General features: G+C 61.1%; 13 protein-coding genes and 2 pseudogenes. 5 read left to right on the forward strand and 10 right to left on the reverse strand.

Annotated elements, in window-relative coordinates; all coding sequences use genetic code 11:
* A pseudogene (locus AC19YT_RS25155) lies at window positions 1-119 on the forward strand (IS30 family transposase); the annotation flags it as partial.
* 61 nt (window positions 120-180) lie between these two features.
* Here the strand turns inward: AC19YT_RS25155 and AC19YT_RS25160 are convergent.
* The 4 genes from AC19YT_RS25160 to AC19YT_RS25175 form a co-directional block, all read right to left on the reverse strand.
* Entirely contained in the window at window positions 181-537 is a 357-nt protein-coding gene (locus AC19YT_RS25160; RefSeq protein ID WP_500611214.1) for a hypothetical protein, read from the reverse strand.
* Window positions 538-607: 70 nt separating this feature from the next.
* The gene (locus AC19YT_RS25165) at window positions 608-1,261 is read right to left on the reverse strand and encodes a hypothetical protein (protein ID WP_500611215.1); all 654 of its coding nucleotides are present in this window, start codon (window positions 1,259-1,261) and stop codon (window positions 608-610) included.
* Between the two features lie 122 nt (window positions 1,262-1,383).
* On the reverse strand, window positions 1,384-2,355 hold the full coding sequence (locus tag AC19YT_RS25170) for a hypothetical protein (protein WP_500597651.1): 972 nt from the start codon (window positions 2,353-2,355) through the stop codon (window positions 1,384-1,386).
* A 263-nt stretch (window positions 2,356-2,618) separates the two neighbouring features.
* Window positions 2,619-3,122: a ClbS/DfsB family four-helix bundle protein gene (locus AC19YT_RS25175; RefSeq protein ID WP_500611216.1), complete on the reverse strand. Its 504-nt coding sequence runs from the start codon at window positions 3,120-3,122 to the stop codon at window positions 2,619-2,621.
* Between the two features lie 73 nt (window positions 3,123-3,195).
* On the opposite strand from AC19YT_RS25175, the pseudogene AC19YT_RS25180 reads away from it, so the two are divergent.
* A pseudogene (locus AC19YT_RS25180) lies at window positions 3,196-3,405 on the forward strand (ATP-binding protein); the annotation flags it as partial.
* A gap of 397 nt (window positions 3,406-3,802) precedes the next feature.
* Window positions 3,803-6,772, forward strand: a complete 2,970-nt coding sequence (locus AC19YT_RS25185; protein WP_500611217.1) for a non-ribosomal peptide synthetase — start codon at window positions 3,803-3,805, stop codon at window positions 6,770-6,772.
* Between the two features lie 44 nt (window positions 6,773-6,816).
* On the opposite strand, the gene AC19YT_RS25190 is transcribed toward AC19YT_RS25185, so the two are convergent.
* Window positions 6,817-7,197 carry a RidA family protein gene (locus AC19YT_RS25190; protein ID WP_095106663.1) on the reverse strand — a complete coding sequence of 127 codons (381 nt, stop codon included), beginning with the start codon at window positions 7,195-7,197 and terminating at the stop codon, window positions 6,817-6,819.
* Between the two features lie 167 nt (window positions 7,198-7,364).
* Between AC19YT_RS25190 and AC19YT_RS25195 the strand changes: the two genes are divergently transcribed.
* A complete protein-coding gene (locus AC19YT_RS25195; protein ID WP_500597648.1) occupies window positions 7,365-8,348 on the forward strand; it encodes a hypothetical protein in 984 nt (327 codons plus the stop codon).
* Here the strand turns inward: AC19YT_RS25195 and AC19YT_RS25200 are convergent.
* Complete coding sequence (locus AC19YT_RS25200) at window positions 8,338-9,246, reverse strand: alpha/beta hydrolase family protein (protein ID WP_500611218.1); 909 nt, start codon at window positions 9,244-9,246, stop codon at window positions 8,338-8,340. The two genes, AC19YT_RS25195 and AC19YT_RS25200, sit on opposite strands and share 11 nt — an antisense overlap.
* Before the next feature lie 34 nt (window positions 9,247-9,280).
* Window positions 9,281-10,078, reverse strand: coding sequence for a crotonase/enoyl-CoA hydratase family protein (locus AC19YT_RS25205; protein ID WP_500597644.1), 798 nt, complete (start codon window positions 10,076-10,078; stop codon window positions 9,281-9,283).
* A 137-nt stretch (window positions 10,079-10,215) separates the two neighbouring features.
* Between AC19YT_RS25205 and AC19YT_RS25210 the strand changes: the two genes are divergently transcribed.
* Window positions 10,216-10,800 carry a TetR/AcrR family transcriptional regulator gene (locus tag AC19YT_RS25210; RefSeq protein WP_095106668.1) on the forward strand — a complete coding sequence of 195 codons (585 nt, stop codon included), beginning with the start codon at window positions 10,216-10,218 and terminating at the stop codon, window positions 10,798-10,800.
* Here AC19YT_RS25210 and AC19YT_RS25215 read toward each other — a convergent pair.
* From AC19YT_RS25215 to AC19YT_RS25225, 3 genes are all read right to left on the reverse strand, one after another.
* A complete protein-coding gene (locus tag AC19YT_RS25215; RefSeq protein ID WP_500611219.1) occupies window positions 10,794-13,226 on the reverse strand; it encodes a TonB-dependent siderophore receptor in 2,433 nt (810 codons plus the stop codon). The two genes, AC19YT_RS25210 and AC19YT_RS25215, sit on opposite strands and share 7 nt — an antisense overlap.
* Before the next feature lie 101 nt (window positions 13,227-13,327).
* Entirely contained in the window at window positions 13,328-14,266 is a 939-nt protein-coding gene (locus AC19YT_RS25220; protein ID WP_500597641.1) for a FecR domain-containing protein, read from the reverse strand.
* Complete coding sequence (locus AC19YT_RS25225; protein ID WP_095106674.1) at window positions 14,266-14,766, reverse strand: sigma-70 family RNA polymerase sigma factor; 501 nt, start codon at window positions 14,764-14,766, stop codon at window positions 14,266-14,268. Before AC19YT_RS25225 ends, AC19YT_RS25220 begins: the two co-directional genes overlap by 1 nt.
* Window positions 14,767-14,997: the final 231 nt, after the last annotated feature.

The raw sequence follows: 14,997 nt of genomic DNA on the forward strand, positions 1-14,997 counted from the left end.
TGACCGTCGAAGCCGTCAATCGGACAGTAGCGAGGATCAATCTACGCCCGCGCAAGCGCTTGGGCTGGAAGACGCCGTACGAAGTGCATACAGGGGTGAGCGTTGCACTTATGTGTTGAATTCAGGGATGATATGAACGGTTTTTTAAGAGGGATACGCAATAAATTGATCGAAATACTCTTAATTCGCATCGTGTTGCCTACCTTGAGCGCTATAGTCTGTTTTAGTATTTAAAAAAAGGACTGCGGCGATTATCAAAAATGTAATTCCGGTCAACGCCAGGATTTGGCCGGAGATCTCGACAGGAAAGTAGCGCGAGATCAAAGCACCCAATCCCCCTCCTGCACCGACCGAGAGTTCTTTTATGAACAGACAGTTGTCCCGCGCACCGAATACATCTAAGTAGCTGGCAAAACATTCGATCAAGGAAAGAATCAATACCCAGACAAGTGCGCCGGCTAATGTCTCTACATGGAAAACGCCCAGGCTCGCTATTACGCATAAGCCACAGAGCATGGTTGCCCACGTTATAATCATCGCGGCTCTATCGCTGGCGAACTTCCCTATGATATGGCTCACCACTTTTTGAAAAGCAACTATGAAGACGCTACTGGCTAGTACGACGAGTCCATACCACTGTGTGAGAGAGCCCAAGGTGGAGACAATGTACTGAGGTAGTAATGTGAATGGCGCATACAGTTTGATGACCCATGGTCAGGCCTAGCAGCACCCAAGCCAGGCGAATGGGCCTGGATACATTCTTTCCGGCAGGTAGTTCTATGTGTGTTCGTGACGCAACGATGTGCCGGGCAACATATGAGGCAATTAGTAGAAAGACGAAACTTATCAGTGCGATAGTGGTGTTGTTTTGTATGGGCAGTGAAAGCGTTATACCTGCAATAATTACCCCGCAGTTTATTGCTATCTTGTTTTGCGCGGCTGCACCTATGTTTTCAGATGCATAGGCTCTAATTAAATATCCCGCGACGCTAACCCCAATCGCCAGGCACGTCGCTCCGATCACAAAAAAAAACTGGTTGGGGAGCAAAATCAATGCGCTGCCCAGGGCGGCTAGCAAGGTCGCAGCTGGGATGGCATTGGCTTGCAACCGCGAGAAAAAAAATGGCGAGAAGACTAAGAAAAAGCGGCTGCCAAAGACGAGTATCGCGTTGGAAATAGGATCAAACCACACTGTGGCCCGCCCCATAATCGTGTACAGGGACGTTGCGATGATAAGTCTGACAAGGAAGGCGCCTTTCATTGAATTGCCTTGAGCGAGTTAAGGATTTTTATGCCATTGCAGTTGGCGTTTTCGCTGGCTGGATCGTTTGGCCGTTATATATATTGCGGCGTTCAAGGTTCTGTTTTTCAGTTCTGAAGGTTTCAAAGGTAATTGCCATAGTCTTGCTCGAGAGATAGGTTGTGCCTCGGCCCTTTACTTCGGAATAGAAGTCTTGGGGTTTCCCGGAATTTGGTTGTTTGTGCTTGATTGGCGGCGACGCCAATGTTCAAATTTATAATGGGGCGGGCGTGCAGTGCTTTGTGGTTCGCCAGAATAAAAAACGTGCCGGTGGTGGCCGCTGAATAAACTGGCGTCCACGAGGGAATGCCCTGTCTTATATTTTTAATCAAACCCGCGTCGCGAGGGTTGGTTGCTATCATACGTTCTCCGACCTCAGTATCGATGCGAAAATCAAGATGCAGTTGAATGCCGTAGGTTGGGTCGTATTGAATTAGTTTTCGCTCAAGATTTTTCGACAATCTCACGTTCTTTCCCGAGCGGAAGACGGCCGTCATTTGCGCAAGTTGGTGTAGTTCTGAATTATCGAGATGGTCAGTAACGTTTTTTGCAAGAAAGCACTGTGTGGGGGTGCGGGTTTTGTCGCGGCAGACAGTAAGGGCAAGAAGGTCAGTTGGTTGCGTTTCGTATAGATCATCGGAGTGGGGCGTAATCTCACCGTATCCGTTTCCCCAGTCGCGGTATTTTTCGGCTCCAGGCTTCAGAAACAGGGCCTTGTGATTTTCATAGGGGTACTTGATATCTCGAAGATGAAAAAGCTCGCACAGTGCTTCGTGAGTAATGAGCGCCAGGTAATAGTCGTCGGTGTGGAATATGCCAGTAAAGCAAACGGCGGAGATGCCATGTTTTCCGACATTATCGAAGTAATACCTGTCGTCTCCCCGCAATGTCAGGCTGAGAAGTGAGATTAACTGTAGTTTCAGTGCATGGTTTGACAGGCACAGGTCATGATTTTTCCACCAGCTTTCGATGTGGTCGCAAACATACTCTACATTGCGTGTAATAACGCGTTCTTGGTGAAGTTGTTCTCTTATGAACTGTGGTGTCAGTTGCATTTTCAAGTCCCTTTAAAGTTGCTGTGGAGAAATCCATATCTCTTTTACAGGTGTTTTGTGCTGTGGAGTCGTAAGGTGCTCAGCTTCGCGGTACACAAAGAAATATTGAGCCAATCCGCATGGGCGTGGAGAGCTCCGTCAGGCGAACAATATTGTGAGGAATATTTACGGATAACCAGTCCAAGTGCAAAGAAAAGAGGGCTCCTACATCTTCGTGGGATTTTGCTGTCGGCAAATCAAAACAATATGTGGGCCACTCAATGTTAGAAGTTGTTCAACCAGCGACGTAGGCGTTTACGCGCGTTGGCGTAGGGTGAAGACGTGTTGAATTGGATCATGCGCCCCAGTGTCCAGCGGTCATACCAGGGGTGTTCGTAGAGATCAGCATTGCTTTGGTTTTGTATGAACGAAACGATTCGCCCCTTTGCCACGCACAGACGTTCGAGCAGGTGCCCATAAGTGATGCCCTCATAGTCTCGGTAGAACTTTTGGGCGAGCTGACCGAGTTCGTTACCTTTGAAACCTGTGTCGGGATAGTCGATGGGTTGCCCGGCGGCGCTCCTGTCTATCCATTTGAGAACCAACTCATTCCAGCCCACCAGGTAGGCGACCAAGTCGCACAGGCTCATCCGGGTGCCTTTGACGTGGCCCTCTAGGGTGCGCTCCGTGGCCCGTTGCGCCGGGATGCTGTTCAAGTCTTCGATAAGCCGATCAAAGGTTGAGTTGATCGCGTCCAGCAACTGATCTTTGTTTTGCGGCACTGTCATTGGTTTTCTGCCTTTGTCGTCAACGCTTTGAGTTTCGCATCAAGATAGCTGTTCGTGCCTGCGGCACATCAATGTGTTCGAGCCGATGACCCGCGGCACCGAGGCCGACAATGAGGTACGCAGTGTCGGGTTGGGTCTGTTTATCGTCAGGGAAATCGTCCAGTCCCATGGCGGGGATTTAGGGGTTAGTTCCCATGTGCAGGACGGAACTGCGTTCGATGTGTGTTTTCCGGGCTCTGCTGCGTCGCTACAACGCCGACCTACCGAGAATGGGTGTGGATAAGGTCGCTCTGGCGCTTAGTTTGTGGTTACTCGGGGGCGGATAATCGACGATACAGTTCCTGTACATCAGCGACCTGTACTTCACAGGTCCAGCCTGGGGTAAGCGGCGCGATCTTTAAAAGATCGATGATGCTTTCCGTGGGGCCGGAGAGCTGGGCGTTGACTTTCCAATTGCGTCGATTGGCAGGGGCACGTCCACATATCCCGTTTCGCCAGAAAAACCATTGGAAGCAACACCAGTCGATTTATAAAAAATCGCTCTAAGGCAATAAAAATACATTCTAAAAAACTGTTATTTCTTACAGGTCTCAAGTGTTTTTAGCAGTGGCAGCCTATGCCCCGGTTGTCGAGTTTGCAGTTGGTGAGTTGACCCAAGGATTACTTGAAGAGAAGCAGTCATGGCCGGTGAAACCCTTGTGAGCCTGTTTGGGAAACAGGCTCGCTTGACCCCCGAGGCACTGGCGGTTGTCGGGGTAGACAGGACGTTGACTTACGCGGCGCTGGACCGGCTCAGCTCGCAGGTGGCGGCGTATTTGCAATCATTGGCCATCGGCCCGGGTGACCTGGTGTTAGTCCAGGCGCACCGCTCGGTCGAGTTGATCGTGGCCTTGCTGGCGGTCATCAAGACGGGCGCGGCATTTGTGCCGCTGGACCGGCAACTGCCCTTGGCGCGCAAGGAATACATCGCCCGGCAATGCAATGCCGCGTTGGTGTTATCCACTCACCCCAGCGATAGCTGGCCGATACTGGCGTGCCGGGTCGAGACCGTCGCAGGCATCCTGGCGTCGCCCACGGCAGTGCCTTTTCGCCCTGTCGACGTCAGCCCCACGGACGCCATGTACGTGATTTTTACGTCCGGTACGACGGGCAACCCCAAGGGCGTGGTGATCGAGCATCACTCGGTTTTGGGGTTGATCCGCCTGCACAACCGTGACCTGGAGATTGATGCCAGTAGCCGGGGTACCTTGATGGCGGCGGTGGGGTTTGACTTATCCCAGTCAGAAATCTGGTCGCAGTTGCTGGCCGGCGGGCAAATTCAGGTGCCGGCCGACAGCGTGCTGCTCAACAGCGATGAGTTCCTGGCATTTTGCGTGGCCCATGAAATCACCCATGCCTTTGTCCCCACCCTCAGGGTCTATGACGTACTCAATGCGATTCAGCCGCCGGGCTTGAAGTTGCGGTTTATCTATACCTGTGGGGAAAAACTGCACCCGGTGGACGTCGATCACCTCAGTTACCAAGTGGTGGACTGTTATGGCCCCACCGAGACCACGATTTTCGTCACCTCACGGGTGGTGCCCAGCGCACGCCTGAACAGCCCTGCGTCCATCGGTTGGCCAATGGGCGACTTTAAGGTATTCGTGCTCGATGGCGACCTCAATGAGGTGCGCCCAGGTGAAGCCGGGGAGTTGTGCATTGCCGGCGACTGCCTGGCTCGGGGCTATCTTGGCGCGCCGCAGTTGACGGCCGAACGCTTTGTGTTTGTCCCGGCCCTGGGTTGCCGGGTCTATCGCAGCGGCGACCAGGGCCGGTTGCTGGCCGATGGCAGTTTGCAGTTCCTGGGGCGCCAGGATGGCCAGGTGAAAATCCGCGGCTATCGGGTCGAAGTGGGGGAAATCGAAGCGCGGCTGCTGCGCGAGACCGCTATCGGCTCGGTCGCGGTGGTGGTGGAGGACGTGGGCACGCAAGCCGAGAAACGCCTCGTGGCCTTTTTTGTACCGCGCAATAAAAGCACGCACCCACAGCGCCTGATCGCCGGTTTGCGGCGTAGCCTGGAAGCGGACTTGCCCGACTACATGTTGCCGTCGCATTACCGATGCCTGGACGCCTTGCCCAGTAATGCCAACGGTAAGGTCGATAAACCGGGCTTGCTCCAACTATTGAAGGACAGCGCTCCCGCCAGCCTCGACCTCAGCCGTTTCAGCGGGCCCGGCCAGCGGCCGCTGGCACAGATCTGGTTCGAGCTGCTGGGCCACGGTGACTTTGACCCGGATGCGCATTTTTTCGAGGTGGGCGGGCATTCCCTGCGGGCGGCGGCGCTGGCGACCCAGGCGTCACGCCATTTCCGGGTGCCCGTGACGGTGGGGGATATCTACCAGCACTTGGTATTCAAGGCGCTGGCGGCGGAACTGGCGCGGCGTACCCAGGGCCAAGGGCATGAGGTCCGCAGCGCAGACGCAGGGTTTGAACAGGATGTGGGCTTGGTCGGTGATGTGCGCTTTGCCGGCCAGTTCGACGTTGACCGGTTGATCGCCCCCCGGCATGTGCTGCTGACCGGCGCCACCGGGTTTGTCGGCGTTCATCTATTGGCGCAACTCTTGGCCACTGGCACGGCAATGGTTCATTGCCCGGTGCGTTGCGACAGTGCCGTGGCGGGCCTGGCGCGGTTGCGTCAGATCAGTGAACGCTATCAAACACCCATAGCGGCCCGGGACTGGCGGCGGGTTCGCGTCTATGTCGCGGACCTGCCCGAAGCGTATCTGGGCCTGGGCGCGGCGGATTACTCAGCCCTCGCCGGGTGCGTGGAGGTGATTTACCACTGCGCCAGTGCGGTGAACTTCATCATGCCGTACGCCTATTTGCGTCGGGATAACGTGCTAGGGCTTGAGCAGATCATCCGCTTTGCCGCTGCGGGCCAGCCCAAAGCGTTGATGCTGATGTCGACCATTTCCATCTATAGCTGGGGGCACCGGTTCACCGGCAAGACCCGCGTGCTGGAAACCGACAGCATCGATGAAAACCTGCCTGCCATCCGCTGCGACCTGGGCTATGTGCAAAGCAAGTGGGTGATGGAAAAACTCCTCGACCAGGCCTGCGCCAACGGCATGCCGGCCATGACTTTTCGCCTGGGCTACGCCACTTGCCACAGTGAAACCGGGGTCAGCGCCCACTACCAATGGTGGGGGCGGTTCATCCAGACGTGCCTGGCCCATAACGCGGTGCCGGGTTTGCAGGACATGCGCGAGGGGCTGACCACGGTGGATTACATGGTCAAGGCCCTGGCCTGGATTGCCCGCAAACCCCAGGCTCTGGGGCGCAAATTCAACCTGTGCCAGAGCCAAGCCACCAACCTGGGGCTCCAGGCGTTTTGCGCGCGGGTCGGGGGTTATTACGGGCGCTCCTTGCCGGTGATTCCCTTCAAGGACTGGGTGGCGCTGTGGGAGAGCGACCCGGACGAGCCGTTGTACCCCTTGCTGGGCATGTTCAAGGAAACCCAGTACGGCGAAGAGACAATTCTTGAGCTGTACCAGCACAACTACCACTGGGATCGCAGCCAGACAGCGGCCATGCTGGCGGGCAGCGCTATTGTCGAGTCGCGGTTCGAGGGGCCCGTGCTGGCCCGCTATCTGCAGCACTTGCGGCCCTGAGGGCGCGGGAGAGTGCGGGCACGCCAACGCGTGCCCTGAACGTGTCAGCCCTTGGCCGCCATCGCGGTGACTTCCACGCGCATGCCTTCGACCGCCAGCGCCGCCACGCCCACCGCGGCGCGCACCGGCCAGGGCTTGGCGAAGAAGCGCTGGTAGACCTGGTTGAACGCGGCGCGGTCGGCCATGTCGGTGAGGTAGATGGTCAGGTGCAGGACGCGGTCCATGGAGCTGCCGGCGTTTTCCAACGCCAGCTTGAGGGCCTGCAAGGTGCATTCGCTTTGCTCGACGATGCCGCCCAGTTCGAGGCTGCCATCGGCGCGCGTGGGGATTTGGGTGGACACCAGCAAACCGGCGAAACCGGCAACGTCCGAGGAGATGGATTGCGGGTCGGGGTCGGGCAGGAAAGTGAGGTCGTGGTTGGCCATGGGGGCTCTCGTGTTGGCTGGGGAAAGTCGGCGGCCAGTTTACATAAAGCCCACCCTCCTCGCGTCGTAGCAAGCGGGCTCGCCTGCTTGCTACTGGCCTACCCTGCGGGATTCCGCTAATGCCATAATGATGGCATTACCGACGAGCGGTCACACAGGATCTGGAAATGGCAATGCATCGCGCAATACCGGCAATCGTTCTGGCGTTGGCCTGCCACGCGGGTGTGGCCCTGGCGGACGACAACGACACCTACGGCTCTTTCGGCGCCCAGGTTACGGACGGCAGCAGCCTCAAGCAGTACAACCGCTTTCTCGACAAGTTGTTCGAGTCCGCCACCTGGGCCTCGGTGGGCTCGGTGCGCCAGGGCGCGCCCAATGACAACTTCGCGATGTACAGCGCGTTGTCCGGGGTGTTCGCCGGGATCGTCAAGGAAAGCGGCGGCGCCGACATCCCGCCTTACGCCAGCGACGCCCTGAACCTGAAAACCATCGGCGGCTTTCGCGCCTACGCCCGCCAAGCCACGCAGAACCCGGCCTTCGTCGCCGACGACACCTCCTGCGGCGCGGCGGTGACCTTTGTTTACCCGGCGGGCATCGCCGCGCTGTTGATCGTTGCGCGGCCCGTCTACGCCACCGGCTACGTGCCCACCCGCGAAGAAATCAACAGCATGGGCGTGGGCATCAACCAGCAAGTGACCCAGGACGCCGAGTACCTGAAAAAACTCTGCGCCAACCGCAAGGACCAGCAAGTGGTCCAGGGTTACTACAACTTCTACAACATGCTCAATGCCGACCTGCCCTCGACCCTGGCCAGCGTCGACAAGGACTACAACGCGCGCAACTACCCTTTCGTCGCCACCCTGACGTGCGGCATGGGCGGGCAGAACATGAACGTGATCGCCTGCTTCAAAAGCACCGACCTGAAGATCACCACCGACAACCAGGGCAAGCTCTACAAGATGTTCAACCTGGGCGACGCCGGGACGATCGACAAGCAAGGCCTGCACATCGACCTGCCCGAGCACTTCGCCATCGAAGCGCAGAACAGCCAGCAGACCCTGATCCTGGGCCTGACCATCAAGGACCGCGCCGGCAAGGTGGTGTACGCCGACCAGCAAGGCCAGTACGGGGTGATTTCGGTCAAGCACTGACCGGGGTTGGCGCGGCTTCGCGTGCGGCGGCGGTAGCGCCCGCGCGTTGCAGCCAGGCCAGGATGTCGTCCCACAAGGGCTGGGCGTCGGCGCGAAAGTAGCCCATGTGCCCGATGGCTGGGCTGCCAGGGCGCGGTTGCAGGTCGAGGCGGGTCAGCGGGGCCTGGCGATAGGCTTTGACGAACGCATCGCACGAGCGCGGCGGCGCCCAGGGGTCGTCCACCGACGTGGCGAAAACGCACGGCGTGCGCACGCTGGCGTAGAGCGGCACGACGTGGGCCATTTGCGGGTCGTCAAAGTAGTAGTGGGGGAAGGCGCACCAGCGCTTCCAGTCCTGATACACCCCCAGCGGCAAGTCGTCGCCCATGCCCAGCACACTCCAGGCCATGTAGCCCTTGGCGGCCACCAGTGCCGGGAGCACGAAGGTCCACAGCAAGCGGGTTTTCCACGCCTCGGCCGGGGCCATCCAGCCGCTCCAACCCGCGCCGCTGCCCAGGCTGTAGCAGGCCGTGAGCGCGTCGTGGTTGGGCAGCAGGCCGATGGCGTGGCCGCCGAACGAATGGCCGACCCAGTACAGCGGCAGCGGTTCCTCGCGCAACAGGTCCACGGCCGCGGCCAGGTCTTGGTAGGCCCAGTCCAGGTACGACATGGCAAAGCCCTTGAGGGACGCCGGGCGTGATTGGCCGATGCCGCGGTAATCCAGGGTCAGCACATTAAAGCCCAGGCCCGCCGCGTGTTCGGCGAAACGCCGGTAGAAGCGCTGCTGCACCCCGGTGGCCCCGGCCACGATCAGGTTGCCTTTGGCAGTGCCCGCGGCCCTGTAGCGCATGGCGCCCAGGCGATAGCCGTCGCGGGCGAGCAGGGTGAAGGTGTCGGTATGGATCGGCGTCGTGGGCATGGTCGGGTTCCGTTCAGTGCCGGGAGGGGTTGGCTCAGCGGCCGGTGAATACCGGTTCGCGCTTTTGCAGCATGGCCATCACCCCTTCGCGGGCGTCCTGGCTTTTGATCTGCGCCAGCAGCGCCGCGTTGAGCTGGCTGAATGCCGCTTCATCGCACGCCGCTTGCGCGAGGAAGGCCGACTGCAACGTCGCCCGAACGGCCAGCGGTGCAGCTTTGGCGATGCGTTGCGCATACTCGATAGCCCGCGGCAGGGTTTGGCCGGGTTCGACCACTTCGGTGAGCAGGCGCATGCCCCGGGCCTGCTGCGCGTCGAAGGTTTCCCCGGTGAGCAGGTAGCGCATGGCGTCGGCCCACCCGGCGGCGCGGGTGAAGCGCACGGTCGAGCCGCCGGCCGGGGAAATCCCGCGCAGCACTTCCAGGTGAGCGAAGCGCGCCGTGGTGTCGGCAACGACGATATCGGCGTTGAGCATCAACTCGATCCCCGCCGTCCAGCACGTCCCTTGTACCGCCACCACCACCGGTTTGGTGCGCCGGGGGCCGGACACGCCCCAGGGGTCGATGCCTTCTTGCGGGTAGTGGAAGCCGCCGCTGGCCAACTTGGGGGTCAGCTCCATCAAGTCCAGCCCCGCAGTGAAGTGCTCGCCGTGGGCGAACAGCACCGCGCACCGCGCCTCGTCCTGGCGCTCGTACTCCCCCAGCGCCAGGGACAGGTCTGTCAGCAGGGCACTGTCAAACGCATTGCGTTTGCCGGCCCGATCCAACCCGATAAAAAACAGATCGCCCCGTTGCTCGCGGGTTACCCGGCCTGCGCCACTGTTGTCCTGGCTCATTTATCACGCTCCTCAAGGTTACTGACCATTCGTTCGGTAACAAGAAATTAAACGAACGTTTGGTAATCGTCAAATTGAGGCGGGTAGGCTTATGCCATAGAATCACCGCCAGTGATCGCCAGTAGGACCCCCCCCCCATGCGCCCCTTGAAAATCCCCCGTGACGAACTGCTGCAACGCTGTGCCTGTACGTTCAAGCGCCTGGGCTACCACGGCACCACCATGGATGCGCTGGCCGGCGCGTGCGGCTTTACCAAGGCGTCGTTCTACCATCACTACTCGAACAAAGAGTTCCTGCTGCGCGACGTCCTGGAGTGGACGCACCAGCGCGCCAGCACGCTGCTGTTTGCGTTGGCCTATGACGAGGCCCTCACGGCCCACGAACGCCTGACGAAAATGGGGCGCCGGGCAATGGGTATGTTCCAGGACGATGCGATTGGTTGCCTGATGGGGGTGATCGCGGTCGATGCCAGCTACGGCAAGCCGGAGTTGATGGCACCGATCCGCGCTTTTTTCGATGACTGGGCCAAGGCTTTTGCCCATTTGTTGGGCGAGCAGTTGGGCGAAGTGCAAGCCTTGGTCGTGGCGCGGCGCTGGGTGGCCGATTATGAGGGGGCCATTTTGTTGGCGCGGGTCTATGACGACCCGGCCTATATAGAGGCGGTGACCGAGCGGGCGTTGGCGCTGCTGGGGCCCGGCGCACCCCCCAGCCAAACTCAGTAGGCATACCTCAACGTCGTCATGAAGTTACGCGGCGCACCGTACAGGCCTGCCGCGGTGGTGGTCAGGTATTCCTTGTCGAACAGGTTGTTGACGTTCAGCGAAGCGCTGAGCGCCGGGGTGAGCTGGTACTTGGCCATGGCGCTGACCAGCGCATAGCTGCTCTGGCTGGTGGCGTAGCTCAGGTCGTAGCCGGTTTCGCTCTGCCAGTTCACGCCGCCGCCCAGGGTGAGCTTGTCCAGCGCGCCGGGCAGGCGATAGGTACTGAACAGCTTGACGCTGTTGCGCGGGATTTCGGTAACGATGCGCCGGTCGTCGTCGCTGAAGCTGACGCTGTAGGAGTAGCCCCCGCTCAGTTGCCAGCCTTCGCTCAGCTCGCCGTTGATCTCCAGTTCCACCCCTTCGCTGGTGGTGCCGTTTTCGGCCTTGTAGGCCTGGAAGCCATTGGGCGCCAGTTTGTTGCCATCGGCCACCGCCAGGTTGTCCTGCTCGACACGGAACAGTGCCAGGCTGGTGTTCAGGCGTCCTTCATAGAACCCGGCCTTGAGGCCCAACTCGTAGCCGGTGCCTTCTTGCGGGTCCAGGGGCGTGCCGCTGACGTCGCGCACCGAAGCCGACTGCGGATTGAAGATCTGGGTGTAGCTGGCGTATGCGGTCCAGGTGTCGTCCAGGTCGTAGACGAAGCCAGCGTAGGGGATGAACACGCCGGTTTCGCTGCGTTGGGTTTCACTGCGCACGCCGGTGTTGAGGCGGCTTTTGCTGTCGCGTTCCCAGTCCACTACGCGGGCGCCGAGGATCAGGCTGGCGGCGTCGGTCAGGTGCCAGCGCGAGGTCAGGTAGGCGCCATACTGGGTTTCGGTGAGGTCGCTTTCGCCGATCTGCTTGAACTGCGGTTTGGGTGTACTGCCGTTCCAGTGGTAGATGTCGGGGATGCTGCCGTTGTAGCCCGAGCTTGGGCGCTGCCAGCCGCCGTAGTTGGGCGTGCCGCGTTCTTCCAGGCGCGACAGGGTCACGCCGGCGATCAATTCGTGCTCGCGGCCCAGCAGTGGGAAGCCGCCGGTGAGGTAGGCGTCAACGCTGTCCTGTTCGGGTGTGGCCTGCCAGCGGGTGGGCATGATGACGGCGCCGGCGCCGGTTTGCGGGTCGATGTTGCCGGACATGTAGCTGACCACCGTGTCGTAGTCGTTGCGCGCGTGGCTGTATTCGAGCTTGCCGCTCCAGCCGCTGTCGAAGTGGTGTTCCACCGAGGTGAACAGGGTGCTCTGCTGGCGATCGTAGTAGCTCCAGTCGGGCGAGGTGTTGAACGAGCGCTTGATGTCGGTGCGCCCACCGGTGGTGGTGAACAGCGGGAACCCCGTGCGCATGGGCGCGTTGGTGTGGGTGGTCTGCTGGCTCAGGCCCAGGGTCAACAGGGTGGCGTCGCTCAGGTCCAGCTCGGTGATGCCGTACAGGGTGGACAGTTCCTGGCTGAAACGGTCGACCCAGGCATGCTGCTCTTTCTGGTCGGCCACCAGGCGTGCGCGCAGGGTGCCGCTGTCGTTCAGCGCACCGCCCACGTCCACGCTCAAGCCGTAGCGGTCCCAATTGCCGGCCTCGGCGGCAAGGATCACCTGGGGCGCGGCGGTGGGGCGCTTGCGGATCAGGTTGATGGTGGCCGACGGGTTGCCCAGGCCGCTGATGAGCCCGGTGGCGCCGCGCACCACTTCGACGCGGTCGTACATCGCGGTGTTCTGGGTGTAGTTGTCCATGTTCGCGGCGGTGGGCACACCGTCGATTTCAAAGTTGCGGATCGGGAAACCGCGGGACATGTACACCGTGCTGTCGGCCCCCAGGCTTTCGCGGATCACCGTGATGCCGGTGGTGGCGTCCATGGCGTCGGTGAGGTTGTCCAGTTTCTGGTCTTCCAGGCGCTGGCGGGTGAGCACCGTGACCGACTGCGGGGTTTCCTTGAGGGCCAGGTTCAGGCGCGTCGAGCTGCTGGAGGAGTCGCTGGTGTACGAGCCACTGCCTTCGGTGGTGGCCCCCGGTGCCTTGCCGGAAATGGTCAGGGCGCTCAGTTGCAGTGCGGTATCGCCCGCCGCCTTGGCCGGGATCAGCACATAGCCGCCATTGCTGCGGCGCTCGGCATGCAGGCCGCTGCCGGCGAGCAGCCGCTGGAGGCCCTCTTCGACCGAATAGTTGCCTTGCAGGCCCGGGGTTTGCAGGTGCTGGGTCTGCTCGCTGGCAAACGACAGGGTGACCCCGGCCGTGGCGGCAAACTGGCTGAGGGCGTCGGCCAGGGCACCGGCGCCGATGCTGTAGTGCGCCACCTGGGCCTGGGCGACGGCCAGGGTCGGCAGCCCGGCCAGTGGCGCGGCGCTCAGGCCCAGCAGCGCCAGGTGTACAGCGCTGGCCAGGGGGCGGGCCGCTCGCAGAGAGAAACGAGGCATGGAAATGTCCTTGGGTGGGAGAGCACATATGCGGCGTTTATTGCCGCTTCAGTGCATGGCCGGATGAGAATGAAAATCGGCAACCCCCGCGCCAGGGTTTTTCATGCGGGCTCCACCCGCACCCAATAACGGGTCAAAAAACGTACCCGCACCGGCAGGGAAGTGGCCAGGTTTTCCAGCAGGGTGTCGCTGTCGTCCAGGCGAAACGCGCCGGACAGGCGCAGCCCCGCCACCGCGTCGCTGCACTGCAACACGCCGGGGCGGTAGCGGGCGATTTCGCTGAGCAACTCGCCCAGGCGCCAATCCACCGCCATCAGCATGCCCCGGGCCCAGGCGTCGCTGCCGGCGGGCAGGGCGCTGGGCGGGGCCAGGTCGAAGCTGCCTTGCTGGCCGGCGTCCAGGCGCAGCACCTGGTGGGGGGCGTGGCGCGGGCGCAGTTCCACCGCGTGCTCCAGCACCTGCACCTGGGTGTGCCCGGCTTCGCTGCGCACGCAAAACCGCGTGCCCAGGGCGCGCACGCTGCCGTGGCGGGTGTGGACGACAAAGGGCCGGCCGGCGGGGTCGGCGGCGGTCTGGATGAGGATCTGGCCGTGGTGCAAGTGGACCTGGCGCAGGTGGGCGCTGTAGTCCACGTCCACCGCGCTGTGGGTGTCGAGGTCCACTTGGCTGCCGTCGGCCAGTGCCACGTGGCGGCGCTGGCCTTTGGCGGTGCGGTACTGGGCCAGCCGCGCCGGCAACGGCTCCAGGGCCAGGGCCCCCCAACCGGTGGCGCCGGCCGCCAGCAGCACGCCCAGCACCTTGACCACCGCCCGGCGTTTGGCGCGGGCACCGGCCAGGGTGGGCAAGGCCACGTCCTGGGGCAGGGCGCCCAGTTGCCGTTGCAGTTTCTCCACCCGCGCCCAGGCCTGGGTGTGGGCCGCGTTTTCGGCCAACCAGGCGCGCCAGGCCTGGCGCTCCTGCTCGCTGGGCGGCGCGGCGCTCAGTTGTACGTACCAGGTGGCGGCAGCCTTGAGGACCTGGCGGTCGAGGGCGGCGGCCATCAGTCTTCCACCAGCAACAGGCAATGGGCCATGGCGTTAATCATGTGTTTTTTTACCGTGGTCACCGACACGCCCAGGCGCTGGGCAGTGGCCACGTAGCTCAGGCCTTCGAGCTGCACGGCGAGGAAAATCCGCCGGGTGCGCTCGCCCAGGTCATCGAGCATGGCGTCCACGGCGGCCAGGGTTTCGAGGATTTGCAGGCGGGTTTCGGGGGAGATGTCCACAGCATCGGGGCGTAGCGCCAGGGTTTCTAGGTAAGCCTGCTCCACGGCACGGCGGCGGAATTTATCAATCAGTAACGCCCGGGCGATGGCACTCAGATAGGTGCGCGGCTCACGAATGGCCTCGGCATTGCGGGCCATCAGCACCCGCACGAAGGTGTCCTGCGCCAGGTCCGCCGCATCGCTGGAATTACCCAGCCGCGCCCGTAGCCAACCGTTCAGCCAACCGTTGTGGTCGCGGTAGAGCTGGTGCAGCACAGGAGACGTGGAGGTGGGCATGGGCAGGGTCGTTATTGAGAATGATTATTTATTATTGTTTGCGAAAACCACCGAGCCTGACAAGTGCCAGGTGTCAAATGGCTATGACTGCGGTCATGGGAGCCAGGCTTGCCGGCGATGGCAGCTTCAAGATGGCTATCGCGGGCGGGCCCGCTCCCACAGTTGAACGGTGGTGTGGGTAGGATTTTCATTTTTCCTCTGTGGGAGCGAGCCTGCTCGCGATGGCGGCAC

It is taken from the genome of Pseudomonas sp. MF08875, assembly GCF_059862525.1.

What these genes read in the sequence shown, in the direction of transcription:
- AC19YT_RS25190 (WP_095106663.1), bottom strand. Translation starts at nt 7,197, where the DNA reads ATGGCCAACCACGACCTCACTTTCCTGCCCGACCCCGACCCGCAATCC.
- AC19YT_RS25200 (WP_500611218.1), bottom strand. Translation starts at nt 9,246, where the DNA reads ATGCCCACGACGCCGATCCATACCGACACCTTCACCCTGCTCGCCCGC.
- AC19YT_RS25160 (WP_500611214.1), bottom strand. Translation starts at nt 537, where the DNA reads ATGATTATAACGTGGGCAACCATGCTCTGTGGCTTATGCGTAATAGCG.
- AC19YT_RS25195 (WP_500597648.1), top strand. Translation starts at nt 7,365, where the DNA reads ATGGCAATGCATCGCGCAATACCGGCAATCGTTCTGGCGTTGGCCTGC.
- AC19YT_RS25175 (WP_500611216.1), bottom strand. Translation starts at nt 3,122, where the DNA reads ATGACAGTGCCGCAAAACAAAGATCAGTTGCTGGACGCGATCAACTCA.
- AC19YT_RS25205 (WP_500597644.1), bottom strand. Translation starts at nt 10,078, where the DNA reads ATGAGCCAGGACAACAGTGGCGCAGGCCGGGTAACCCGCGAGCAACGG.
- AC19YT_RS25165 (WP_500611215.1), bottom strand. Translation starts at nt 1,261, where the DNA reads ATGAAAGGCGCCTTCCTTGTCAGACTTATCATCGCAACGTCCCTGTAC.
- AC19YT_RS25225 (WP_095106674.1), bottom strand. Translation starts at nt 14,766, where the DNA reads ATGCCCACCTCCACGTCTCCTGTGCTGCACCAGCTCTACCGCGACCAC.
- AC19YT_RS25210 (WP_095106668.1), top strand. Translation starts at nt 10,216, where the DNA reads ATGCGCCCCTTGAAAATCCCCCGTGACGAACTGCTGCAACGCTGTGCC.
- AC19YT_RS25185 (WP_500611217.1), top strand. Translation starts at nt 3,803, where the DNA reads ATGGCCGGTGAAACCCTTGTGAGCCTGTTTGGGAAACAGGCTCGCTTG.
- AC19YT_RS25220 (WP_500597641.1), bottom strand. Translation starts at nt 14,266, where the DNA reads ATGGCCGCCGCCCTCGACCGCCAGGTCCTCAAGGCTGCCGCCACCTGG.
- AC19YT_RS25170 (WP_500597651.1), bottom strand. Translation starts at nt 2,355, where the DNA reads ATGCAACTGACACCACAGTTCATAAGAGAACAACTTCACCAAGAACGC.
- AC19YT_RS25215 (WP_500611219.1), bottom strand. Translation starts at nt 13,226, where the DNA reads ATGCCTCGTTTCTCTCTGCGAGCGGCCCGCCCCCTGGCCAGCGCTGTA.